Genomic DNA, 23,683 nt, shown 5'->3' on the forward strand with positions numbered 1-23,683 from the left:
CGCCCCGTTGCCCGGATAGCTCAGTCGGTAGAGCAGGGGATTGAAAATCCCCGTGTCCGTGGTTCGATTCCGCGTCCGGGCACCAACATTCTGAAAACCCAGCCTTTATGGCTGGGTTTTTGCTTTTTGAAGCACCAATGATTTCTGGTCACTTTGACTGCTGAGGTCATAGTACTGCTTCAGCTATCCAGTATGAGTCTTCCTCTTAAGCAATCTGACGGGTAAAAGCACTTCGAAAATGTCTGCGTTAACTGGTGAACATCCAGATGCAGACGATCGGTTAAGCCATAGAACGGATAACAAATCGGACTAGCGCGGCATCCCTGACTTAGGTATTTTCCCGTCCATGCCAGACATCCAATGCAGCTCAGGCTGACCAGAGAAACAACTCACAGTGGTAGCCCAACGGACTCCAGTTACAGAACGCTAATATCGATGTTGCCGGATGCCGTTTTAATCGCGTTAATCTGTGCGGCAATCATCGCCATAGCGGACGGCCTCGCGTGTAATCGCCGCTGACCTTGCCGTAATCCAGCGACTGCGCACGGAGAGGCTGCGTGTAGCAGCCGATGCCAGCACGCATGGTGTTGAGGTCTTCATTGGCTTTCTTGTAGTCGAACAGTTAGCGGCGGCGGTTATTGGGGGCGGACTGAGCAGCGACAGTGCGGGCACGGTCGAGGGAGAGCTGGACTTGGTCTAGCAGGCGCTGGGTGGTGGCAAGTTTGTCGAGTTCGGATGCAGTGGCACTGCTTATTTCTAAACCTATAAAAAGGGATAAAAATTAACAGTTGATGTTTGTGGTCTATCATAATTCACCTTCGAAGTCATAATGAAGGTGAATGTTTTCGTAGATCCTTTCGAACATTTAAAACTTAAAATGAAATTAGGGGGAATTAATTCCATCCCTTGCTTTGGGTGTTATCTCTATAGTGATATGTAAATTTTTCATTATAGATGGATTTGAAGTGAATTTTAAAATCAAATTCGGCTGACCCTTGATATCCTTTTTTAAGAGCAAAAATAGATTGACTAACTGCACATGAGGCCTTTGATTTTTTATTCGCTTCTATGAAGGCTACTTCTTCTTCCTTTTTTATGAAGTCATTCTGCCTGGGGGTCCGATAAATGAAACAGAATGGATCTAGGTTAAGAGATTTGATTGCTGCAAAAAACGGTCCAAAATAATCATTATCAACAACCTTACCATTAACTGTTACTTGTATTGATTTAACAATAGCGTTTCCCGGCCCACCATTAAAAAAAAAAAAAGAAAGATATTTGTCATCATTGCTTCCATTTATAGCATAGTAGGTAGTTAAGATGGGCATTACGGATATTTTGTCATGAGAGCGTTGTTCAATCATCTGAAATACACTCAATATAAATGCAATGGTAGAAATTATGATTGCAAAATTCCTTTTTATGTAATCAATAAATATTGTTAACATTATAGCTCCATTATGTTTTATTAATCATATCTAAAAGGTGTCAAAAGCCAGTTAAACAACTAAAAGCCCCACTTAGGCTACTATACTATCGATAATGATACATTAAAATAGTGCATAAGTTTGCATGGTGAAAGTATATGATCATTATGCTCGTGATCCTAACTAATAATGGCAAAATATACCAGATGATAAAAGATGATACTTATGGCGAAAAATAGTGATGATTTTGATGATATCAATAATAAAATTCTTAGTGATAGTAAACCTGTAAAATAACGCATTTCTAGAAGGCAAGATAAGGTCTATGGTGACGAATTACCACCACTACCCGCAAGTGAAGAAGTTTATAATTTTAAACAAACTAAATCTTCAAACGAGGTGACCTGCTCCCCGTTGATTAATACGCTGTAATGTTAGTAATGTTTTCAATTTCACCCTGACCCCGAATATGATCCATGCATAATCAGGAATAACCGGCTTGCCGGGCACTCACCTCACAACGCCAGCTGCACCGCCGCGTCCCCGTCTTCGACCTGCGCCGGCACCGCGCAGCAGAGCAGCACCTCATCCTGCGCCAGCGTGATGCCTGGCCGGGAAGTATAAGTCACCGCACCTTTCACCAGTCTGGTCTTACAGCTGCCACAATGTCCGGCGCGACAGCTGTAGGCCGGGCTCAGGCCGCGCGCTTCGGCCAGCTCCAGCAGCGTGCCGGACTGCGGTGTCCAGCGCGCTTCTTTCAGCGATTCAGTAAACACCACCGGCACCGCTTCGGTCGCCACCGGCGGCAGCGCGGCGGGCTCTGGCACATCCTCCTGCTGACGCTGCAGCGACGAAGGACCAAACGCTTCAGCGTGAATACGCGCGTCGGCAATATTCAGGCCGCGCAGTCCGTCATACATCGCCTGGGTAAATGACGGCGGGCCGCACAGATAGAAATCGTAATCGTTGAACGGCAGCACCTGCGACAGCAGCGCCATATCGATGCGTCCGGCAACGTCGTAATCCACGCCCGCTTCGGCTTCGCCCGGCTGGCTGAGCACGCGTACCAGTTTCAACGCACCTTCGCTGGCCGCCAGCAGCGCATCGATCTCACGCGCAAACGGGCGTTCGGCGACGTTACGCGCCGACTGCAGCAAATACACCGGGCGCATCCGGCGTTTGCGTCGGCCTTCATAAATCAGGTGACGCAGCATCGCCAGCAGCGGCGTGATGCCGACGCCCGCTGCCAGCAGCACCGCTGGCCGCGTTTCGTGTGCATCAATAGTGAAGTCACCGGCCGGTGCGCGCACCTCCAGCCGATCGCCGACGCGCAGAGCATCGTGCAGATACTGTGATACGGCACCTTCACGCTTCACGCTGATGCGGTAATAACCATCCGACGGCGCAACTGACAACGTATATTGCCGAATCAGTGGTTTAGTGCTGCCCGGCAGCGTCAGGCGGATCGGCAGATGCTGGCCCGCCAGATGCGGCAGCACGCCAGCGCCATCATCCGGCATAAGATGAAACGAGCGAATCTGCGCGCTCTCCTCGACGATCCGCGTGATGCGGAATGGTCGCCACTGCGCCGCCAGCTGCTGCGCCTGCAGGCGTTTGCTGGCGGACGGCCAGTCACCGGTCATCAGCGAGGCGGGCGATACGCCGTCTGGCTGATCGGCCCAGCGCAGGGCGAGGGCCGCGCGCCGGCGCACGATGCGGCGCGCGCTAAAGCGCCACAGCCGCTCGGCACCCTGAAAGGCCACGATTTCGGCGGAATCGGTTATCACCGTGGCATCGCCGCTCATTTGTAATACATCGCCGCTGGCGTAGTCGATAAACAGCAGCCCGGCCTTGCCGTTGAGCACGATATTGCCGAGGGTGGAGAAGAACAGGTTGCCGTTGAAGTCCGGAATGGTCAGCACATCATTGGCAGCGATGCGCACAAAACCGGCTTTGCCGCCGCGATGCGAAACGTCTACCTGACGGCGCGCCTGGTCGGCATAAGTGGTGACATAAAACGTGTCCGCCTGCCGGATGGCGGCGCGCGCGGCGTCATCCAGCGCGCTGAGCGTCTCAACTTCGCCCTGATAAGCCCTGCCGGGCGCATGGTCGAAGCGGAAATCGCGCAGCTGAATATAGCGCGGACAGTTGCCGAAGCTCTGGTCAACCTGCACGCGCAGGCCGCCGCCAATTGCCGTCAGCACGCCGTTCATGCGGTTGCGCCGCCGCGTGTGCAGCTCAATGCCGAGCAGGCCCACCGGCGCGCCATCGGTCATCCCGGCGGCCGCCGGATCGCTGGCGTCAGGACCGGCCGCGATATCCAGTGTGGTGGCGTTGGGCGAGAAGATAAAACCGGGCTGGCCTTCCAGCAGCGTGGCCCAGGCATCACCCTGTGCATCAACGCTGCCGGCAACGATAAACGGCAGCTGCGCGTAAAAGTCACGATGCTGATCGGGCATGTAATCGCGAATCACGCGCTGCCCGACATCGGCCATACGTTCCGCCACCCCCGCCTGCTGCTGCAGCGCAATTTCACCGTCATGCCATACCGGCAGCGTAATCAGTTTCTCGCCCATGATGCTGGCTCCTGTCAGGCGCGCAGGCCGGCGGCGGTCTGCGGAAAAGGCACAAAGCCGGGCAGCGCTTCAATCCGGCGCAGCAGCTGATTCACCGCAGGGTAACCGGACATCTCGACATTGCCTTCCGGCGCTCCGGCCAGGTAGCTGTATAAAGCGATGTCAGCAATGGTGGGATGGTCGCCCACCAGCCACTCACGCTGGCTGAGATGGCTTTCCAGCCGCGAAAGAATCAGATGCGCGCGCGCCAGCACCTCTTCCGCGTTGAATTTGGCACCAAACACGGTAATCAGGCGCGCCGCCGCCGGACCGTAAGCCAGTTCACCGGCCGCCACCGACAGCCAGCGCTGCACCTGGGCGGCACCCAGCGCATCTTCCGGCAGCCAGTCGCTGCGGTTAAATTTCTTCGCCAGGTACACCAGAATGGCGTTGGAATCTGCGATATAAACACCTTCGTCTTCCAGCACCGGCACCTGACCGAACGGGTTGATGGCGAGAAACGCCGGGGTTTTATGTTCGCCGCCAGGCAGGTCAACTTCGACCGTTTCATGCGCTATGCCGAGCAGTGACAGCGCCAGCAGTGCGCGGTGAGCGTGGCCGGAGAGCGCTAAATTGTACAGTTTCATCATGCGATTCCTCAGGTAGTGGCCGGGGTGATCCCGAGCCGTGGCCTAAGGTTCGCACAGCCGTATTGCTGGCAGAATAGCCAGATCTGCGAAGTCATTATTGCAAAAAGTGGAAGGATGCGGCCGGGTGCGCAGCAGAGCGCACCCGGCAGAGGAAGTGGTTCAGGAAGGCACGACGGCACTACTGCTGGCGGCCTTCGCCTGCTGTTCATTCTGCTGCTCTTCGCGCAGCTTCAGGCGATCCCACACGCGGAAAAATGGATAGTAGACCACCAGCGAAATCGTCAGGTTGACCACCTGCAACACCGTGCCGGAGATATGGCCGCCGGTGGCGAGATAGCCGCTGACGAAGATCGGCGTGGTAAAGGGCAGGGCGATGCCGGCTGGCGGCGCCACCAGACCGCTGCTCATTGCCGCCCACGAAACAATCACCAGCAGCACTGGCGTCAGGATAAACGGCAGGAACAGGTACGGGTTCATCACCAGCGGAATACCGAACACCAGTGGCTCGCTGATGTTGAACAGCGCCGCCGGCGCGGCGATTTTCCCCAGCTGTTTCATCTGGCGGCTGCGCGCGCGGATCAGCATAAAGATCACCAGCCCAAGCAGCGCGCCGGTGCCGCCAGGCGCAATCCATAAATCGTAAAACTGCTGGGTAAAGATGTGCGGAATCGGCTGGTTATGCTGAAAGGCTTCGAGGTTTTCACTCATGTTCGACAGCCATACCGGCTGAATGAACACCAGCACGATGGCATCGCCGTGCAGGCCGAGCGTCCACAGAATGCCAATCAGCAGCACCGAGAAAATCATCCCCGGCAGCGTGCCGCCGACGTGGTGCATCGGCAGACCAATCACCGTGGCGATCAGGTTGTTGATGTCCTGGAACGGTGAGGCTTCAACGGCCAGGCGCAGCAGCAGCACCACGGCCAGCACGCAAAAGCCGGGAACCAGCGCGAGGAACGATTTCGCCACCGCCGGCGGTACGCCTTCCGGCATCTTAATCACCAGGTTACGGCTGTGCACAAAGCGGTAGATTTCCGTGGAGAGCAGCGCAATCACAATCGCCACGAACAGGCCCTGACTACCGATCAGCGAAATTGGCAGCACGCCGGTGACCAGCTGCGCGGGCGCGCCTTCAACCGGGGCGAACAGCGTCTGCTGCGGAATGGTCATCACAAACGCCACCAGCGCCATCGCGCCGCTGGTTAGCGGGTCGAGCGTGCGGTATTTCTCCGCCAGCCGGTAAGCGATGCCGAAGCTGGAGATCAGCGCCATGATGTCGTAGGTGGCACGCACCGGATAGAGCAGTTTATTGCGCCAGCTGTCGCCGAACAGGTCGGCCATCAGATGGCCCCACGCCGGGATCGGCAGGTAGGCGAAGATCAGAAAAAAGCTGCCGATCAGCATGAACGGCATGTTGAGAATGATGCCGTCCCGCACGGACAGCACATGCTTCTGCCCGGCCACCTTGAGCGCGGCGGGCAGCACATAACGTTCGATGATATTACGGTTGGACATAGGGCCTCCTCGGGCACAATGGCGCAACAAATTAACAGGTCAATGCGTGTCATTTCGGCGCGGCAGCGGATACCTGCACCCGGCCGTCGCGGCGCAATTTATTGCGCGATGAAGCGCGCCGCGACGGCCTGGGTGCGGTTTGCGACAGGGATATCACGCAAACTGCGGCAGCCACGGTTGATTCAGCGTCAGCACTTCGTCCAGCAGCGCTTCGGCGCTGGCGACATCGCCGACCAGCGGATTGCCGACCAGCGCCAGCAGCGCGGCACCGCGATCGCCGTGCACCGCCGCGTCGATGGTCAATCGCTCGAAGGCTTTGATCTGCTGCGTCAGCCCGTGCATCAGCGGTGGCAGCGCGCCAAACACCAGCGGGTGCGCGCCCTGCGCATCGACCACACAGTTCACTTCCACCACCGCGTCGTCCGGCAGACCGTGAATCGCCCCACGGTTCTGGCAGTTCACCACCAGATTTTGCCCGCTATTGTTATGGATGGCGCTGATGAGCTCAACGGCCACTTCGGAGTAATATGCGCCGCCGCGAAAACTCAGCTGCTCCGGCTTGTGCGCCAGCTGCGGATCGGCATACAGCGCGAACAGCTCGGCTTCCACTTTCATCACCTGTTCGGCGCGCGTTCCGGCCTGGCCGTGCTGTGCTTTCTCCTGCTCTTCGGCCAGCATCTGCGGTGTTTGCCAGTAGTAGCGGTGATAAGGGCAGGGAATCGCCTGCAGCGCGCGCAGAAACGCCGGCGACCACGGCATCTCTTTGATGTTATTCATGGTCAGCGCCTGGCCTTCGCACAGCTGTTCGATCACCCCGGCGGTCACGTCCTCGCCGCGGCACAGCACCTGATGCACCCACACCAGATGATTCAGCCCGGCAAAGCGCAGCGCCACCTCGTCAAACGGCGCCTGTAACATGCCGGCGATCATATGGTGCATATTCACCGGCACGTTACACAGGCCGATGATCTTCGCGTTGCTGTAGCGCGCCACGGCTTCGGTAACGATGCCCGCCGGATTGGTAAAGTTGATGATGAAGGCGTCCGGTGCCAGCTGTTCCACTTTGCGCGCAATCTCCAGCATCACCGGAATGGTGCGCAGCGCTTTGGCGAAGCCGCCGACGCCGGTGGTTTCCTGACCGAGACGGCCATACTTCAGGCCCAGCCGTTCATCGGCGGCGCGTGCCGCCAGCTGGCCGACGCGCAGCTGTGTCAGCACAAAGCGCGCGCCGCGAATCGCCTCATCCAGCGCGAAGTGCACGCTGACCTTAACCTGCTCCAGCCCGTTTTTTTGCAGCATGCGGCGCGTGAGATCGGCGATGATCTGCACCTTTTCGCGTCCTGCCGCCACATCCACCAGCGCCAGTTCGGTTACCGGCAGCTGCGCATAACGGTTGATGATTCCCTCCACCAGCTCCGGCGAATAGCTGCTGCCGCCGCCAATGATTGCTATCTTAAGCATCGTTTTCTCCTGCCGTGGTACGGCGATAGAGTTCAATGATTTCGCCCGCTAAATCCTGAATCAGCATGGCGTTCATCAGGTGATCCTGGGCATGAACCAGAATCAGGGTAACCGGCAACCGGCCGCTGCCTTCGTCCAGGCTAATTAGTGCCGTCTGCTGCTGGTGCGCGCTGCTCACGTTTTCCCGCGCCGCCGCCAGCTGCTGCTGTGCCGCATCAAACTGGCCGGCGCGCGCCAGCCGCAGGGCGCTGAGAGCGGCGCTGCGCGCGGCACCGGCCTGCACCAGCAGCAGCATGATCTCCTCTTCCGGAACCACCATTACGTCATCTTCAGGCATGCAGAATCTCCCACAGCGCAACGCCGTGTGTTATCAGTCAGATTGGGGGAAACGAAGAATCAGGAAGCGCGCAGCGCCAGCGCTTTATCCAGCACCTGTTCGCCGCGCATCATGCCGTAATCCATCATGTCGATAACGGCGACCGCCTTGCCCTGCGGGGCTGCGATGGCGGTGAGGCGGGCAGCTTCAAACTGCACCTGCGGGCCGAGCAGCACCACGTCTGCGTCCGGCAGGATACGTTCGAAATCGGCCACCGGGACGGCCTGAATGTTGATCGCCAGCCCGCGCGCTTGTGCGGCGTGCTGCATTTTATTCACCAGCATGCTGGTAGACATGCCGGCGGCACAGCAAAGAACAATGCGCATAATTTATCCTCCTGTGAATTGACTCCGGCATTTAAGACCTGTCGCAGTCGCACTGTAAATACCCTGCGGCCAGATGATTTTGTGGTGAAAGTTATTTAAAGTATTATTTATCAATATCTTAATCATTAAACCGCCATGAAAATAATTTTCATTGGTGTGATCGGCACGATGATTTTCTGTTGCGAGTGCTTTAATTCCAGGAAAATTCAGTGCGCTCAGCTGAAAAAAATCTCACCATGAAAAATATTTTCATGCATCATGAGAGTTCGTTACTGAGGATGTGATGAGCTAATGGATATTGTCTGGCAACTGCAGCAGCAGTCGGCGCGTTTTGATGCGCAGGAATCAAAGCTGGCGCGATTTATTCTGGATAACCTGCACGCCAGCGCGCAGGCCACCATGGAGAGTCTGGCGACGCAGGCGGGTGTCAGCCCGGCTGTACTCCAGCGCTTTGCTGCCTCGGCGGGCTACCGCGATCTGGATGATTTTCTGCACCAGGTGCGCCAGGCCGGCCAGCAGGAAAGTGCGTTTATGACGGTGATTCGTCAGCGGCAGGCTTCGCTCAGCCAGCAGGAGCAGCGGGTGGCGCGCGCCATCCTGCGTGACACCGCGTTTGCGGCCTCGGCCACCATTGAACAACTGGCCAGCCGGGCGGAAGTCAGTGCGGCGACCATTACCCGCTTTGCCCGTTCGGTCGGCTGCGACGATATTCGCGATCTGCGTATGCGGCTGGCACGCGCCAGCGCCGAGCCAGCCAGCGCCAGCCACGGTGCGGTGCCGCAGCTGGTGAGTCTGCATCAGGCGCTGACCCAGCAGTGGCAGCAGCTGGATGACAGCCGCTGGCAGCAGGCGGCGCAGGCGCTGCGTCAGGCACGCAGCGTGTTGCTGATTGGTGCCGCCGGCCAGCACACGCCGCTGGTGGCGGAAGTGCAGCAGCGGTTGAGTGAATCCGGGCTGGCGCTGGCGTGGATCCAGGACGACAACCTGCTGCGCCTGACGCTCAGCCGTTTGCAGCCGGACGATCTGCTGCTGATCCTCGCGCCGGACACCATCAACAGCAGCGTGCTCAGCGCGGTGCATCACGCTCACATCCAGCAGACCCCAGTGATGGCGCTGTGCCCGGCGGCGCTGGATCTCGCCAGCCAGGCCAACTACTGGCTGCCGCTGCCGGATGCAGCACCGGCGCGGCGCTATGGCATTCTGCTGGCTCTGGACCGGCTGGCGGCGGCGCTGTAACACCCCGCCTTTCGACTCAGGCGGTTGCCGCCACCTGAGATTTGGCTTCAATAAACTGCACCAGCGCGCGCGTCACGTCAGCGGTGGTGGCGCTGCCGCCGACGTCCGAATTACTGCTATATCATTCTGACATTATCAAAATATATTAAAGGCTTTATGCTGGTTAACGTTTGGAATAAGGGTAATGATAAGGTGAATAGCCGGCATACCGCAGAAACATGAACGTGGCGGGCGATAATAAAATTTGAAAGAAATCTACAGAATTTCAACAGCTAAAACTCTTATGGTTTTAAATGATTTATTAAGAGGCTTCTTGATGCCTAAATTTTTATTGGATATGTGTATGGATCTTTAAGGGTGGAGTTTCTCCACCCATATTTTGTTAGATTTTCATTTTTTCAATGACTGATTTTGTAATTTCTGTGGTTTTCATTAGGTTTTTGAATAAGTTGGCGATATAGGCGTCAGGATATAGTTCAATAACTGTTTCATGAATTAAATCAAGCGCTTTATCACAAAGCTTAGCTATTTCATTAATTTCATCAATAATAAGCTTTTCAGAGCCATCGTAAAGATTAAAACTAGCTGATTGCATTGCAATATGAGCGATTAAACGATTGCCGTGAATGGTAATTGCTCTCTCTTTACCTTCCTTACTCTTTTTAAGCCTGACTAATCTACTTTCAATGCTTCTATAAACCTGAATGATTCTCCATAATTGTGGTCCTGTGAGTGATTTGTTAAACAATAAAGTGTAGGGGGGTTTTTTAATATCATCCCATAACCGTCCTATACCACTTTTTGCATCAACAACCAAACTAACATCATTTTGTGCGCAAGCTAAAGAAATTGTCGCTTCTTCAAGCCCACATTGATTGTCTAAATTTATTACTGAATCCCCGGATTTATATTTATATTCTTTGTCATCCATTAGCATTTCAACTCTCAGCCTTTCCTGGTTTTGATCTAACGAAACAAAATCTCTTTTTTCAATTCTATTTTGAGTGTTGTTATTTCTGGTTATCTCAACTTCGAGTTGTGGAGGGCAATTTTCCAAAGAGATAATTCTGAATGGAACTTTGGCAATTTCGACTTTTTCAGGAACTTCTAAACTCGCACTGGCAATTGAACCGACAGTTTGAGCACCATTAACTATAGTAAGACCATAGCAAAAGAATTGTCCATGTTCACGGGTTCCACCACCTATAGCTTTTTTGACAATTTTATCACATAGAGCTGTTATACCATTATTAAAATACCAGAACTTATCAGCATCTGATTTAAGAGTATTTACAATGCTACTATTTACGTCAGTTGAACCTAGAAACATTCTAATATTTGGAGAAAATAACCCTTCCTGATGCTCTTTATACCATTGAGCCAAGTCGGAAGCTGCAATTTGTCCATAATATGAACTGTAAGGATTTTTAACGCTTCCCCAGTGGCTTAATAACACTTCAACATCAATCTTTTTATTTTTTCCAGCAGATATGGCGTTATGTAGATCTTGTTGTTTTACAATGTGATAGCTAAATATATTAGATGAGTCATTATGTTTGTTAATGAATTCTTCGAGTGCCTCAATGACATCTTCTGAAACACTGTCGTTACCTGTATAACAGATTAGAAGGGAAATTCTGATATTAATATTGTCAAGAGCATCTTCAACTTCAGCTTGTTTTGACTTTATTTTATCGTTGACTCTGGAGTAATTTGAATTTATGGTTTTTTCAACCCCAGCAAGAAACTTACGAATTCCTCCAACATCAATACTACCTGTTCCATTCTTTTTCCATTTAGATTGGCCAAAATATAATACGTGATTGACACGACTGTAGAAAATAGAATCTATGCCATTATCCATATATCCATCTGTGATAGAGTTGGCTGCTTGCTCATTATCACAGCCAGAGACATAGGATAGAGAGTAAGCCATTTGCCCTCGTGTTAAGGTTGCATCTTCTTTGTCATTATCAGACTTTCCCTCTAAGTCGGTAATGTCTAATAGTTTGGAAAAATCCTTTAAGATTGCTTGTTTAATGTGTCTGACGTGTAATTGTGCCATAGCAGTTCCATAAGTTTAAGTTAGTAGTCCCTTCAGAAATTTTATCATAAATTTTTTTAATGTAAAACACATTAGATAACTGGAATTCTATTGGTGTGAAAGCTTATTTGGAGTGGTTAACTTTATTGCTTATTTGTAATGCAAATATTCAAATATATTATTTAACCTATTCAAAAATAAGTCTTTTAATTTGTATTTGTACATCATAAATATTTTGGATTATTATTTAACTAGTGACTGAGGTTAAATTTAATTTCAATGATAAATTTATTAATTATTTTATTGGATAACTGTTCCGAATTTCTGAAATTTAATTAAAATATATAACTATCATGGTCGGGGCTTTCATTCTCACAATTTATGCTGAGGTTTATAAAAACCTATTTTAAGTCAGACAGTTAGATAATTAACAAATCATCGAGAACACTTTCATTTTGCAAGTAACTTGCAAAATGAAAGTTACCCTGCCACAGTATCCCGCATCGACTTCACATCGGGAACTGGCCCATGAAAAACCAACCTCTGTGTAATATGCCGTGCCCTATCGCACGCAGCCTTGGACGCGTCGGCGATGGCTGGAGCATGCTGATCATGCGCGATGCGCTGGCCGGCTTTACCCGCTTTGATGAATTTCAGAAAAGCAGCGGCGTGGCACCTAATATTCTGTCGCGCCGGCTGAAAGAGCTGGTGGAGGATGGATTGCTGGAAAAGGTGTGTTACAGCGACGCTCCGGCACGCTACGAGTACCAGCTCACTGCGGCGGGCCGCGATTTTCGCACGGTAATACTGGCGCTGGCCGAGTGGGGCAGCACCCACTTTTCACCGGAAGGGCGGCAGATGCAGCTGGTTGAAAGCGCCACTCAGCGCCCGGTGACGCCGCAAATGGTCGACAGCGCCACCGGCCAGCCGCTCTCCAGTGACAAATACCAGATGGTGCCAGGCCCGGCGGCCAGCCCGATGATGCACTATCGCCAGCAGTATCTGGCGAGAAAGCGCGCAGGCGATACGGCGCAAAAATTCGCTCCGCAGACGGTGGCCGGGAACGAACCATGAGCCTGACGCGGAAAAAAGCGGCACTGCTGCTGATGCTGGCCTGCGGCGGCGTGGCGCTGGCCGGCTATGGCTATTACTGGTGGCACAGCGCGCGCTTTATGCCTTCGACCGATGATGCTTACGTCGGCGCGGATATCAGTGCGATTTCGGCCAAAGTGTCCGGCTATGTCCAGACCCTGGCGGTGCAGGATAATGCGGCGGTTAAAAAGGGCGACCTGCTGGTGCAGCTGGATAACCGCGACTATTGGGCGGCGGTTGACCGTGCGGTGGGCGAAGTCGCCGCGCAGCAGGCGGCGCTGCAGGATATCGCCGCCACGCGCCAGCTCCAGCTGGCCACCATCGACGGCGCGCGTGCTGCGCTGCAGGCGGCGCAGGCGGTGACGCAGAAAACCACCGCCGACCAGCGCCGCTATGACGCGCTGGTGAGCAGCGCTGCGGTGTCGCAGCAGATTCGCGATCATGCGCAGGCCGATTACCATCAGGCGCTGGCGCAGGAAGGCAAAACCCGTGCCGATCGCGCGGTCGCCGAACGTCAGCTGCAGGTGCTGGATGCGCGTGAGCAGCAGACGCACGCCGCGCTGGCACAGGCGCAGGCCGACCTGGCACTGGCACAGCTCAATCTGGAATACACCGCTATCCGCGCGCCGTTTGATGGCGTAATCGGCAATCGCCGCGCCTGGGCTGGTTCGTATGTCAGCAGCGGCACGCAGCTGCTGTCGCTGGTGCCGGCGCAGGGGCTGTGGATTGACGCCAACTTTAAAGAGAGCCAGCTGGCGCACATGCGGCCAGGCCAGACGGCAACGATTATCGCGGACGTGCTGCCAGGCCGCACCTTCAGCGGGCATGTCGCCAGCCTGTCGCCTGCGACCGGTTCGCGCTTTAGCATTCTGCCGGCGGAAAACGCCACCGGTAACTTCACCAAAATTGTCCAGCGCGTGCCGGTGCGCATTGCGCTGGACGGCGATGCGGCCACGCTCGGGCTGTTGCGTCCGGGACTGTCGGTGACTGTTACCGTCGATGAGCGCAGCGCGCAATGAGCCGCGTGGTCGCCGCGCCGATCGCGCCCGCGCAGATGCCGGTCAGCCGGAAAGTCTTCGCCTTTGCCACCCTGTGCATCGGCATGTTTATCGCGCTGCTGGATATCCAGATTGTCTCAGCTTCGCTGCGCGACATTGGCGGTGGCCTGTCGGCGGGGGATGATGAAACCGTGTGGGTGCAGACCAGCTACCTGATCGCCGAAATCATCATTATTCCGCTCTCCGGCTGGCTGGCCAGCGTGCTGTCTACGCGCTGGCTGTTCGCCGCCTCGGCCTGCGGCTTTACGCTGATGAGCCTGCTGTGCGGCTGGGCGTGGAACATTCAGAGCATGATCGCGTTCCGTGCGCTGCAGGGGCTGGCGGGTGGCTCGATGATCCCGCTGGTGTTCACCACCGCCTTCGCCTTTTTCCAGGGCCGGCAGCGGGTGATTGCTGCCGCGACCGTCGGCGCGCTGGCGTCGCTGGCGCCGACGCTTGGCCCGACCGTTGGCGGCTGGATCACCGATAACTTCAGCTGGCACTGGCTGTTTTTTATCAACATCATTCCCGGTATTTACATCACCATTGCGGTTCCGCTGCTGGTGAACATTGACGCGCCCAACCGCGAACTGCTGCGCGGCGCGGATTATCTCAGCATCGTGCTGCTGGCGCTGGCGCTCGGCTGTCTGGAATATACGCTGGAAGAGGGGCCGCGCTGGGGCTGGTTTGATGATGACACCATTGCCACCACCGGCTGGATTGCGCTGGCGGCGGGCGTGTTGTTTGTGATCCGCACACTGCGGCATGCCAAACCGATTGTCGATTTACGCGCGCTCAAGGACCGCGACTTTAGCCTCGGCTGCTACTTCTCGTTTATGGCGGGCGTAGGGATCTTTGCCACCATTTACCTTACGCCACTGTTTCTCAGCCAGGTGCGCGGCTTCAGCGCACTTGAGACTGGACTGGCGATCTTCTCCACCGGGGTGTTTCAGATTCTGTCGATCCCGCTGTATGCCTGGCTGGCGAACCGCGTCGATCTGCGTATTTTGCTGGCGGCGGGGCTGATCTGTTTTGCGCTGTCGATGCATTTCTTCGTGCCGATTACCCATGACTGGGGGGCGAAGGAGCTGCTGTTTCCGCAGGCATTTCGCGGTATGGCGCAGCAGTTTGCCGTGGCACCGACGGTGACGCTGACGCTGGGCAGTTTGCCACCGGCACGCCTGAAGCTCGCGTCTGGCCTGTTTAATCTGATGCGCAACCTTGGCGGCGCGATTGGCATTGCCCTGTGCGGTACGGTGCTCAACGACCGCACCAACCTGCACTTTAGCCGGCTGGCGGATCATCTCAACAGCGCCAGCCTGACGCTGGGTGATTTTCTGCAGGGGCGCGCTCAGGCGCTGATGACCAGCGGCCTGAGCCCGGATGCCGCGCATACGGCCGCGCTGCAGTCGCTGGCGGCGCTGACGCTGCGTGAAGCGCGCACCCAGGCCTTTTCCGACGCGTTCTGGCTGATCATGACAGGATTTTTCGTCGCGGCGCTGCTGGTACCGTTATTGAAAAAGCCGCAAGGGTGAGCGCCAGATCGCAGCCCATTAACGTTTACTCAGCGCTTCCCACAGGCCCAGCAGATAAGTGGTGCCCAGCGCGCGGTCGTACAAACCGTAGCCGGGCCTTCCGGTTTCGCCCCAGATAAAGCGGCCGTGATCCGAACGGATATAGCCGTCAAAGCCGTTGTCATACATCGACTGCAGCACTTTATACATATCCAGCGAGCCATACTCCGTCGGATGCGCGCACTCGTAGAAATCTTTATCGCGAATGATCCTGATGTTGCGCACGTGGGCAAACGGGATGCGCTTGCGGCGCGAGAATTCGGCCAGAATGGCATAGACATCGTTCTGCGGATCCTCGGCAATCGATCCGGTGCACAGCGTGATGCCGTTGGCTTCAGAATCGACGACGTTACAGATCCAGTCGAGATCATCGCGGTTTTTCACCACGCGCGGCAGACCGAAGATCGAATACGGCGGATCGTCCGGGTGGATCGCCATCTTCACGCCCACCTCTTCGCACACCGGGATCACCGCTTTGAGGAAATAGGCGAGGTTTTCACGCAGCTTCGCGTCATCTACGTCCTGATATTTGGCAAACAGCTCCTGAACTTTTGCCAGCCGTTCCGGCTCCCAGCCCGGCAGCGCGAAGCCGTTGGCGCTGCCCAGTACTTCTTTCACCACCTCGTCGAGGCTTTTATCAATGCCCTGCTTCTCGAAGGCCATGGTGATGGAGCCATCCGGCAGCACGTAATGCATATCCGTCTTCATCCAGTCAAACACCGGCATGAAGTTGTAGCAGATCACTTTTACCCCGGCGGCCGCCAGGTTGCGGATACTTTGCTGATAATTGGCGATGTAGCGATCGCGGCTCGGCAGGCCGATCTTGATGTCGTCGTGAATATTAACACTCTCAATCACTTCAACCGTCAGTCCGGCTGCGTGCACCTGATCGACCAGCGCCTGGATCTTCTCCTGCGGCCAGGTTTCGCCCACCGGCACATCGTAGAGTGCGCCCACCACGCCGCGTACGCCCGGCACCTGGCGAATATATTCCAGCGAAACCTTGTCTTCCTTCGGCCCAAACCACCGCATTGTCAGCTGCATTATGTCATCCACCGTCATCGTGTCTGTATGATAACGGCTAAGCTACCATACTAGAATTCATGAGGGCAGCATTGTGCGGCGATTAAGCCATGATCCGCGTCACAGAACCGGTTTTATCCGCAGCGCAGTCGCTTACTGGGTGGTCACCAGCTCGGTGAAATACTGCTTGTACTTAAACAGTTCGAGATCCGAGCGCAGCCCCAGTTTGCGCAGCGCGGTCTGCTTCTGACCGCTGATGGTTTTGCGGCTGCGCGCGTATTTACCGGCGATCTGCGTAATGCTCAACCCGTCGAGATAACAGCGAATTACCTCGATTTCGCGCGGGCTCAGCTCGCGCAGCAGCAGCGAGATGTCGTCGCCCGCCTGGCGCGGCGTCAGGTAGTCGTGCATCTCGCGATCGCTCTCCTGGAATTTATCCAGCTCCAGCATCATGTCCGGCGTCAGGAAACGCTTGCCGCGACAGATTTGATGGATGGCATCGATCAGCACCTCCTGATCGTGGCTTTTACCGACAAATCCCTGCACGCCGGCTTTCAGCAACAGCTGGACAATCGCTGGTTTCTCCACCGCGGACGACACCAGAATCTTCAGCTGCGGGTAGTGCAGGCGCAGCTGTTTCACCATTTGCAGCCCGTCGAGCTGGTCTTCACCCAGCATGTAATCCAGCACCAGGATATCGAGCGGGTGGCGCTGCAGGAAGGCCATCAGCTGCTGGCGCTGGGCAAAAGCCCCGACCAGATCGAGCTGCGGCTCCTGCGCTAAGCGGTACTGCATGGCTTTACCAATCAGCGGATGATCGTCCAGCACGGCAATCTGCCAGATTGCGCTCTCTTTCATTAAATCACCTCTTCAGGAATGGGCGTTTCCAGGGCACGCAGGAACAGCGCATCCAGCTCGGCCACCGCCCCGGCGACCTCCGGCAGCAGCTGCTGTAATAGCGCACTATCTTGATGCTCCGCGGCCTGTTCGGCGGCGCGGCAGCGATGTTGCAGCGCGTCGGCGCGCAGCATTCGGGCACTGCCGAGTAGCTGATGCGCGGCGTGACGCGCCGAAGCAAAATTGTTCGCAGCCACCGCCTGCGTCAGCTGGGCGAGATCGTAACTGTTCTGCTGGCGCGCGGTGGTCACCAGGTCGCGCCACGCCTGCGGGTTGTTTGCCGCCAGATTTTCCAGCGTCAGCAGGGTATCGTCACGCGTCGGGTTCATCGGTGCGCCGGTGATCACCTGCAGCAGCTGTGCGCGCTCCAGCGGTTTAAACAGACAACCGTTCATGCCGGCGTCCTGCGCCAGCTGCGCCACGCGCTCCTCCGCCATCGCCGTCAGGCCGTAAACCGGTACCGCGCGTCGCACCAGGCGCTTCTCTTCAGCGCGCAGCTGGCGGGTGAATTCGAAGCCGTCCATCTCCGGCATGTTGCAGTCGGTAATCACGCGGTCAGGCTGATTTTCGCGCCACAGCGCCAGTGCCGCTGCACCGCCGTCCGCCACCAGCACATGGTGGCCGGCGTAGCGCAGCTGCTGGGCCAGCAGCAGACGGTTGGTGGCGTTGTCATCGACAATCAGAATGCGCAGTGCAGCCTGTTTTGCTGGCTCCACCGGCTGTTGCAGGGCGGGCTGCTCATGTTCAATGCTCGCCGCTTCCGCGCGGAAGCGCAGCATAAATACGCTGCCGTCACCCGGTTCACTCTCGACGTGCAGCTCGGTGCCGAGCATCACCGCCAGCCGGCGGCAGATATTCAGGCCTAACCCGGTGCCGCTGGCGCGGTTGCTGCCCTGATCGACCTGAATGAACGGCTCGAAGATCGCCTGCTGCTGCTCTGCCGTCAGGCCAACCCCGCTGTCGCTCACCTCCAGCACATACTCCGGCCGCGTGCTCTCTGCCTGATACAGCGCCACTTCCACTTCGCCGTGCGAGGTAAACTTGATGGCGTTGCTCACCAGATTGGAGAGAATTTGCTTCAGCGCCACCGGGTCAAACAGCACCTGGTCCTGCTCCAGCTCCAGCACGATATTCAGCGCCAGCCCCTTGTTCAGCGCCACCTGGCGGAACAGCGCTTCGCAATCCCGTACCACTTCACTGAGCGACATCGGCTGCAGCTGCACGCTGAAATGCCCGGATTCGATTTTTGCCAGGTCGAGAATATCGCCCACCAGCGACAGCAGCGAACGTGACGACTCCCAGGCGACATCAATGTTTTTCTGCCGCTGCTGTTCATTACTCTGGCCGAGATGCTCGATTTCCAGCAGGCCAATCAGCGCCGCCAGCGGCGTGCGGATTTCATGACTCATGTGCGACAGGAAGGTGCTTTTCGCTTCGCTGGCGCGCACCGCGACTTCGTTGGCTTTGCGCAGGTCGGCCATCAGCGCTTCGATATGCGCCAGCTGCTCGCTGATTTCACGCTCGTGCTCGCGCTGTTTGGCCAGCGAGGCTTTCAGCAGATGGTTACGCCACAGGAAAAACAGCAGGCCCAGCCCGGCCACGGCGACGATGCGCAATATATAGCTGCGATAGCTTTGCCACGAGGTGCTGGTGGCGGGCGGCGTGTATTTGATCCAGCGCTCCATCAGCGACTGCATGGTCGGCTGCGGAATATCGGACAGCGCTTTGTTAAGGATCGACAGCAGCACCTGATCCTGACCATTGACCGCCATCGCCATGCGGAACATCGGCAGCGGCGCGACAAACGCGACCTTAAAGCTGTCATTAAAGTGATTGTTGAGCAGAAACAGCGACGACTCGTACGGCACGATAAAGCCATCCAGCTGCTTATCGAGTAGCTGACCGAGTGAATCAATCGATACGCCGTTTTCGACGAAGTTGATGCCCGGCCAGCGTTCGCGTAAATCGTAACGATAGTAAGCGCGCTCATAGATACCGATGCGCTTGCCCGCCATCTCATCAAAGCTTTTCCACGGGCTGTCTTTGCGCGTCACCACTACCCACGACGAGTAGATGTAGGAGCGGGTATAGCGGATTTTGTCGTCCTGCTGCGCGGTGGCGTCGCTGACGGCGATAATCGCATCGCGCTGGCGATTAAGCGTATCGCGCATGTTGCTCAACCCCTGAATCGGGTTGTAGCGAAAGCGAATGCCGGTGCGCTGGGAAATCATTTTCAGCAGGTCCACGCTCAGGCCGACCACGCGCTGGCGGTTATCAATAAAGGTAAATGGCGTATGCGAAGGATCGTAGTTAACGGTGATCTCGCGGTGCTCTGCCAGCCACGCGGCCTCTTTGTCGCTGAGATCCAGCGGATGGTTTTTAACCACCGACTGATAATCCAGGCTCCAGGCTTCCGCGATCTGTACCGCGTTGCGCAGCGGAATGTTTTTCAGGATTTCATCGATGGCTGCGATCAGCGGCAGATTGGCACTGTTGCTGGCAAAGCGCGCGTCGACATCGTTGGTGTACGGCGTGCTGTGCGCTTCAATCACATTCTGCAGGCCGCGATGCGAAAGAAAGCGCTGAGTGGCGCTGTTGCTCCAGAACAGGGTGTTTTCGCTAAACGCGGTGTCGGTGTAGGCCCACAGCGGCGGCGCGGCCGGCGCCAGCGTGGCGCGCGGATAGCGCTTGTGCAGCAGCGCTTTGAGTTCTGCATCACCGTAATAGAGCAGGCGATAGCGGCTATTTTTCAGCTCACTGTCGAAGGTCGCGTTACGTTTGCTGATTAATACGCTGCGCGCCAGTGAATACGGCAGGCTCAGCGCCAGCTGCGTATCCTGATTGGCGGCCAGCGTATAGTAAGGAATCAGATCGACTTCACCGTCGTTGAGCGCATCCACCAGCTCCAGCCGGGTTTTATACACCTTGATTTTCACCGGCAGATTTAACGCCTTCGCCACGATGGCCAGATAATCGGCCGAAAGTCCTTCGTAGGTATTGGCTTCAAACGACACGGAATAGGGCGGCAGCGGATTGTTCCACACGCCGACGCGCAGTACAGAGTGCTGTTTCAGCCACTGCTGGCTCTGCGGCGACAGCGTGACTTCCGGTGCTACCAGACCATAGCGCGGCGAGAAATTTAACGTGGTTGCACCCCAGGCAGACAGGCAAAAACCCAGTAACAGAAGGAGGCTGAGGATGCGTTTACTCACGGATGGTTTCACTCGCTGGACCGGTTGCGCGCGCTGCCACCATGACGGCGCTTCTTCTCTGACGGCACGTTGCGCGTCAGGCATCCTTCAACAGCGACTTAATACAAGTGGACTTAAATCGCGCTTAAGAAATTTCTTAAAAACAGGAGAGAAAATTCCTGGTGAAAGGCAGGTTTCGCCGGCGCGACGAAGCGAAGCGCGCTGCTATTTTTAGTAAGTGTAAGTTTTGTTTGCTGAAATTACCGCGTTGCTTCGCCATTCCTGCTGAACCCGGCGCAATTTTCCGACGCTAATCGCCTTTTCATTTGTTTTATTTACAGAATCTATCGTGCAGGCAAAATAGCCCTTATTTTCTCTCCAGCGATCAACCATGTCCGAAGAAGCGCTGCGCCAGCAGATTCAGAACCTGAAAAAGCACAATGCGCGCCTCAAGCGCCTGGCGCACGACGCGCGTAATAAGCTGAACGCGGCGCTGGACGGGACCGGCTTATGCCTGTGGCAGCTGGATATTCCCAGCGGCAAGCTGGTGATTTTTAACCGGCGCTGGGGCGCGATGCTCGGCTTTCAGGCGAAAGAGACCAAAGCGCGCTTTGATGCCTGGCGCGAGTGCCTGCATCCGGAAGATGCCGATGAGGTGCTGCGCGCCTTTTACGATCATATTGAAGGACGCGCGCCCTATTACGAGGCGCTGCACCGTATGATCGGCAAGAACGGCAAAATCACCTGGGTGCTGGATCGCGGCCGCGTCAGCGAGTGGGACGAGCAGGGTAATCCGCTCAAAGTGACCGGCACCCATATCGACATGACCAAAGAGAAGAATTACGAAGCCCAGCTCTCCCTGCTGGCGCATCACGACCCGTTAACCGCGTTGCCCAACCGCCACGCGCTGCAGGCGCATTTTAGTCAGCTGCAACGCGCCGGGCCGCTGTGCGTGGCGTTTATCGACCTCGACAACTTCAAGCACGTCAATGACACGCTCGGCCATCGCAGCGGTGACGAGGTGCTAATTCAGCTCAGCCAGCGCATCCGCGATTTGCTGCCGTCAGAGGCCATCGTCGGGCGGCTTGGCGGCGATGAGTTCGTGCTGCTGCTGCCGTTTTTGATTGACTACCCGAAGGTGCGCATTCTGGCGCAGGCGGTGCTGGATGCGGCACTGACGCCGTTTGATGTCGACAATGGTCATGCGCGGATTGGTGCTTCGATCGGTATCGCCCCGGTACACCGGCGGGACAGCTTCGACGACGCGCTGACCCGGGCGGATGGTGCGATGTACCAGATTAAAAAGAACGGTAAGCAGGGCTTTGGCCTGGCAGGCAATATATCGGTGGGGTGAGGGTCAGCGCCCGCACCCTTTTATCACTTAAAACGCAAAACAGGAACAGCCCAGCGCACCCCAGAACGCGTTGTTGTCTGACACCGGCACCGATGACTGGCGCGCGACATCATGAGCGTGGCTGTGCACGCCACAGGGGCCGCTGCACTGGTGTACCTGCGGCATCCGCGCGGCGCGGCCGCTGGTCTGCGGCGGGGCGCTGCGGTAGTGACCAGGCACGGTAACCACCGGCGACCACTCCGGCAACACCGGCACCGGCGGCGGTGCCAGCGGCGTGAAGCTGCCAGCGGCATACACCACATTGCCATCCACCAGCGTCAGCACCGATTCAATGCCTTTGATCTCCTCTTCCGGTACGCTGAAGAAATCTTTCGACAACAGCACCAGATCCGCCAGCTGGCCGACTTTGATCTCACCTTTGGCGCTCTGCTCGCTGGAGAACCAGGCGCTGCCTTTGGTCCACAGCATCAGCGCGGTTTCACGGTCGATGCGTGCGTTGTCATCGTACAGCTGCATCCCGCCGACGGTACGGCCTGAAACCAGCCAGTACAGTGCGGTCCACGGGTTATAGCTGGCAACGCGGGTGGCATCGGTACCGAGGCCGACCGGCACGCCGGCCTCCAGCATGCGCGCCACCGGCGGCGTCTGCTTCGCGGCCTCTTTACCGTAGCGATCGACAAAGTATTCTCCCTGGAAAGCCATGCGATGCTGCACCGCCAGGCCGCCGCCGAGCGCTTTTACCCGCTCAATATTGGCTTCAGTGATGGTTTCCGCATGGTCAAAGAACCAGTGCAGGCCATTGAACGGAATGTCGCGATTCACCTTCTCAAACACATCCAGCATGCGGCTGATCGATTCGTTATAGGTGGCGTGCAGGCGGAACGGCCAGCGATGCTCCACCAGGTGACGCACCACGCGCTCCAGCTCATCTTCCATGCCGGGTGCCAGATCCGGGCGCGGTTCGAGGAAATCTTCGAAGTCCGCCGCCGAGAACACCAGCATTTCACCGGCACCGTTGTGGCGCAGGAAATTGGTGCCCTGGCCCGGCTTCAGCATATCGGTCCACTTCTCAAAGTCTTCCAGCTCGTGGCCGGGACGCTGGGTGAACAGGTTATAGGCGATGCGTACCGTCAGCTGCTTTTTCACGTGCAGTTCGGCGATCACGTCGTAATCGTCCGGGTAATTCTGGAAGCCGCCGCCGGCGTCAATGGCGCTGGTCAGACCGAGGCGGTTCAGTTCACGCATAAACTGACGCGTCGAGTTAACCTGCTGTTCCAGCGGCAGCTTTGGCCCTTTCGCCAGCGTGGCGTACAGCAGCATGGCGTTAGGACGGGCGATCAGCATGCCGGTCGGATTGCCATTGCTGTCGCGCTGGATTTCGCCGCCCGGCGGGTTGGGGGTCTCTTTGGTGTAGCCCACCACTTTCAGCGCGGCGCGATTGAGCAGCGCGCGGTCATACAGATGCAGAATGAAGACCGGTGTATCGGGCGCGGCGGCGTTGATTTCGTCCAGCGTCGGCATGCGGCGCTCAGCAAACTGGAACTCGCTCCAGCCCCCGACCACGCGCACCCACTGCGGTGACGGCGTACGCAGGGCCTGTTCGCGCAGCATACGCAGCGCATCGGCCAGCGACGGCACGCCTTCCCAACGCAGCTCAAGGTTGTAGTTGAGGCCACCGCGAATCAGATGCAGGTGGGAATCGTTCAGGCCGGGAATGCCGGTGTGCCCTTTGGCGTCGATGATTTGCGTCTCGCTGCCGGCAAAGCGCATGACGTCCGCTTCGCTACCTACGGCGAGGAACTTGCCGTCTTTGATGGCCACGGCGGTAGCCAGCGGATTTGCGCGGTCGACGGTGTGAAACTTACCGTTGGTAAAAATCAGGGATGCGGTCGTCATTCTGTTCTCTCCGTTAAATTAAGCGTAGC

Annotated in this window: 17 protein-coding genes, 1 tRNA gene and 1 pseudogene; 6 read left to right on the forward strand and 13 right to left on the reverse strand. The window is 56.4% G+C overall.

Annotation, left to right across the window (positions count from 1 at the left end; translation table 11 throughout):
- The first annotated feature begins 9 nt into the window (after positions 1–9).
- Positions 10–85, forward strand: a tRNA-Phe gene (locus tag FT726_RS02870).
- A gap of 393 nt (positions 86–478) precedes the next feature.
- Here FT726_RS02870 and FT726_RS27610 read toward each other — a convergent pair.
- From FT726_RS27610 to FT726_RS02910, 8 genes and pseudogenes are all read right to left on the reverse strand, one after another.
- Positions 479–766 (reverse strand): annotated as a pseudogene (locus tag FT726_RS27610) (RAQPRD family integrative conjugative element protein).
- Positions 767–893: 127 nt separating this feature from the next.
- Positions 894–1,364 carry a hypothetical protein gene (locus FT726_RS02880; RefSeq protein WP_346302378.1) on the reverse strand — a complete coding sequence of 157 codons (471 nt, stop codon included), beginning with the start codon at positions 1,362–1,364 and terminating at the stop codon, positions 894–896.
- 578 nt (positions 1,365–1,942) lie between these two features.
- Complete coding sequence (locus tag FT726_RS02885) at positions 1,943–4,003, reverse strand: pyridoxamine 5'-phosphate oxidase family protein (protein WP_346302379.1); 2,061 nt, start codon at positions 4,001–4,003, stop codon at positions 1,943–1,945.
- A gap of 14 nt (positions 4,004–4,017) precedes the next feature.
- Positions 4,018–4,629: a glutathione S-transferase family protein gene (locus tag FT726_RS02890; protein WP_058759678.1), complete on the reverse strand. Its 612-nt coding sequence runs from the start codon at positions 4,627–4,629 to the stop codon at positions 4,018–4,020.
- A gap of 162 nt (positions 4,630–4,791) precedes the next feature.
- Positions 4,792–6,147 (reverse strand): PTS cellobiose transporter subunit IIC, encoded by a 1,356-nt coding sequence (gene celB, locus FT726_RS02895; protein ID WP_346302380.1) that lies wholly within the window; start codon positions 6,145–6,147, stop codon positions 4,792–4,794.
- A 153-nt stretch (positions 6,148–6,300) separates the two neighbouring features.
- Positions 6,301–7,608 carry a 6-phospho-beta-glucosidase gene (locus FT726_RS02900; RefSeq protein ID WP_021507629.1) on the reverse strand — a complete coding sequence of 436 codons (1,308 nt, stop codon included), beginning with the start codon at positions 7,606–7,608 and terminating at the stop codon, positions 6,301–6,303.
- A complete protein-coding gene (locus FT726_RS02905) occupies positions 7,601–7,945 on the reverse strand; it encodes a PTS lactose/cellobiose transporter subunit IIA (RefSeq protein WP_230201125.1) in 345 nt (114 codons plus the stop codon). The genes FT726_RS02900 and FT726_RS02905 overlap by 8 nt, the downstream gene beginning before the upstream one ends.
- Positions 7,946–8,004: 59 nt before the next feature.
- Positions 8,005–8,310, reverse strand: a complete 306-nt coding sequence (locus FT726_RS02910) for a PTS sugar transporter subunit IIB (RefSeq protein ID WP_021507627.1) — start codon at positions 8,308–8,310, stop codon at positions 8,005–8,007.
- Positions 8,311–8,601: 291 nt separating this feature from the next.
- Here FT726_RS02910 and FT726_RS02915 point away from each other — a divergent pair, with 291 nt between their 5' ends.
- Positions 8,602–9,546: a MurR/RpiR family transcriptional regulator gene (locus tag FT726_RS02915; protein ID WP_288423197.1), complete on the forward strand. Its 945-nt coding sequence runs from the start codon at positions 8,602–8,604 to the stop codon at positions 9,544–9,546.
- 382 nt (positions 9,547–9,928) lie between these two features.
- On the opposite strand, the gene FT726_RS02920 is transcribed toward FT726_RS02915, so the two are convergent.
- On the reverse strand, positions 9,929–11,611 hold the full coding sequence (locus FT726_RS02920; protein WP_288423200.1) for an AIPR family protein: 1,683 nt from the start codon (positions 11,609–11,611) through the stop codon (positions 9,929–9,931).
- A gap of 507 nt (positions 11,612–12,118) precedes the next feature.
- Here FT726_RS02920 and FT726_RS02925 point away from each other — a divergent pair.
- The 3 genes from FT726_RS02925 to FT726_RS02935 are packed head-to-tail and all read left to right on the forward strand — an operon-like array spanning position 12,119 to position 15,254.
- Positions 12,119–12,664 carry a helix-turn-helix domain-containing protein gene (locus FT726_RS02925; protein WP_058780409.1) on the forward strand — a complete coding sequence of 182 codons (546 nt, stop codon included), beginning with the start codon at positions 12,119–12,121 and terminating at the stop codon, positions 12,662–12,664.
- Positions 12,661–13,701, forward strand: a complete 1,041-nt coding sequence (locus FT726_RS02930) for an HlyD family secretion protein (RefSeq protein ID WP_346302381.1) — start codon at positions 12,661–12,663, stop codon at positions 13,699–13,701. The genes FT726_RS02925 and FT726_RS02930 overlap by 4 nt, the downstream gene beginning before the upstream one ends.
- Positions 13,698–15,254 carry a DHA2 family efflux MFS transporter permease subunit gene (locus tag FT726_RS02935; RefSeq protein WP_249217897.1) on the forward strand — a complete coding sequence of 519 codons (1,557 nt, stop codon included), beginning with the start codon at positions 13,698–13,700 and terminating at the stop codon, positions 15,252–15,254. The genes FT726_RS02930 and FT726_RS02935 overlap by 4 nt, the downstream gene beginning before the upstream one ends.
- Before the next feature lie 18 nt (positions 15,255–15,272).
- Here the strand turns inward: FT726_RS02935 and uxuA are convergent, their stop codons facing one another.
- The 3 genes from uxuA to FT726_RS02950 all read right to left on the reverse strand — a co-directional run bounded on the left by uxuA (position 15,273) and on the right by FT726_RS02950 (position 20,425).
- On the reverse strand, positions 15,273–16,337 hold the full coding sequence (gene uxuA / locus FT726_RS02940; RefSeq protein WP_288423210.1) for a mannonate dehydratase: 1,065 nt from the start codon (positions 16,335–16,337) through the stop codon (positions 15,273–15,275).
- 132 nt (positions 16,338–16,469) lie between these two features.
- On the reverse strand, positions 16,470–17,174 hold the full coding sequence (locus FT726_RS02945) for a response regulator transcription factor (RefSeq protein WP_282995920.1): 705 nt from the start codon (positions 17,172–17,174) through the stop codon (positions 16,470–16,472).
- Complete coding sequence (locus FT726_RS02950; protein ID WP_346302382.1) at positions 17,174–20,425, reverse strand: transporter substrate-binding domain-containing protein; 3,252 nt, start codon at positions 20,423–20,425, stop codon at positions 17,174–17,176. Before FT726_RS02950 ends, FT726_RS02945 begins: the two co-directional genes overlap by 1 nt.
- Before the next feature lie 370 nt (positions 20,426–20,795).
- Here FT726_RS02950 and FT726_RS02955 point away from each other — a divergent pair, with 370 nt between their 5' ends.
- On the forward strand, positions 20,796–21,758 hold the full coding sequence (locus tag FT726_RS02955; RefSeq protein WP_166719826.1) for a sensor domain-containing diguanylate cyclase: 963 nt from the start codon (positions 20,796–20,798) through the stop codon (positions 21,756–21,758).
- A gap of 27 nt (positions 21,759–21,785) precedes the next feature.
- Here FT726_RS02955 and FT726_RS02960 read toward each other — a convergent pair whose 3' ends face one another.
- Positions 21,786–23,654, reverse strand: coding sequence for an amidohydrolase (locus FT726_RS02960; protein ID WP_346302383.1), 1,869 nt, complete (start codon positions 23,652–23,654; stop codon positions 21,786–21,788).
- Between the last annotated feature and the right edge of the window lie 29 nt (positions 23,655–23,683).

Origin of the sequence: Pantoea sp. Morm (genome assembly GCF_016643525.1) — a bacterium.
Classification (GTDB): domain Bacteria; phylum Pseudomonadota; class Gammaproteobacteria; order Enterobacterales; family Enterobacteriaceae; genus Pantoea; species Pantoea dispersa.

Coding starts and splice junctions, on each gene's coding strand:
- FT726_RS02880 (WP_346302378.1), bottom strand. CDS start 1,364: ATGATTGAACAACGCTCTCATGACAAAATATCCGTAATGCCCATCTTA.
- FT726_RS02935 (WP_249217897.1), top strand. CDS start 13,698: ATGAGCCGCGTGGTCGCCGCGCCGATCGCGCCCGCGCAGATGCCGGTC.
- celB (WP_346302380.1), bottom strand. CDS start 6,147: ATGTCCAACCGTAATATCATCGAACGTTATGTGCTGCCCGCCGCGCTC.
- FT726_RS02945 (WP_282995920.1), bottom strand. CDS start 17,174: ATGAAAGAGAGCGCAATCTGGCAGATTGCCGTGCTGGACGATCATCCG.
- FT726_RS02955 (WP_166719826.1), top strand. CDS start 20,796: ATGTCCGAAGAAGCGCTGCGCCAGCAGATTCAGAACCTGAAAAAGCAC.
- FT726_RS02915 (WP_288423197.1), top strand. CDS start 8,602: ATGGATATTGTCTGGCAACTGCAGCAGCAGTCGGCGCGTTTTGATGCG.
- FT726_RS02930 (WP_346302381.1), top strand. CDS start 12,661: ATGAGCCTGACGCGGAAAAAAGCGGCACTGCTGCTGATGCTGGCCTGC.
- FT726_RS02890 (WP_058759678.1), bottom strand. CDS start 4,629: ATGAAACTGTACAATTTAGCGCTCTCCGGCCACGCTCACCGCGCACTG.
- uxuA (WP_288423210.1), bottom strand. CDS start 16,337: ATGCAGCTGACAATGCGGTGGTTTGGGCCGAAGGAAGACAAGGTTTCG.
- FT726_RS02885 (WP_346302379.1), bottom strand. CDS start 4,003: ATGGGCGAGAAACTGATTACGCTGCCGGTATGGCATGACGGTGAAATT.
- FT726_RS02900 (WP_021507629.1), bottom strand. CDS start 7,608: ATGCTTAAGATAGCAATCATTGGCGGCGGCAGCAGCTATTCGCCGGAG.
- FT726_RS02925 (WP_058780409.1), top strand. CDS start 12,119: ATGAAAAACCAACCTCTGTGTAATATGCCGTGCCCTATCGCACGCAGC.
- FT726_RS02920 (WP_288423200.1), bottom strand. CDS start 11,611: ATGGCACAATTACACGTCAGACACATTAAACAAGCAATCTTAAAGGAT.
- FT726_RS02905 (WP_230201125.1), bottom strand. CDS start 7,945: ATGCCTGAAGATGACGTAATGGTGGTTCCGGAAGAGGAGATCATGCTG.
- FT726_RS02960 (WP_346302383.1), bottom strand. CDS start 23,654: ATGACGACCGCATCCCTGATTTTTACCAACGGTAAGTTTCACACCGTC.
- FT726_RS02910 (WP_021507627.1), bottom strand. CDS start 8,310: ATGCGCATTGTTCTTTGCTGTGCCGCCGGCATGTCTACCAGCATGCTG.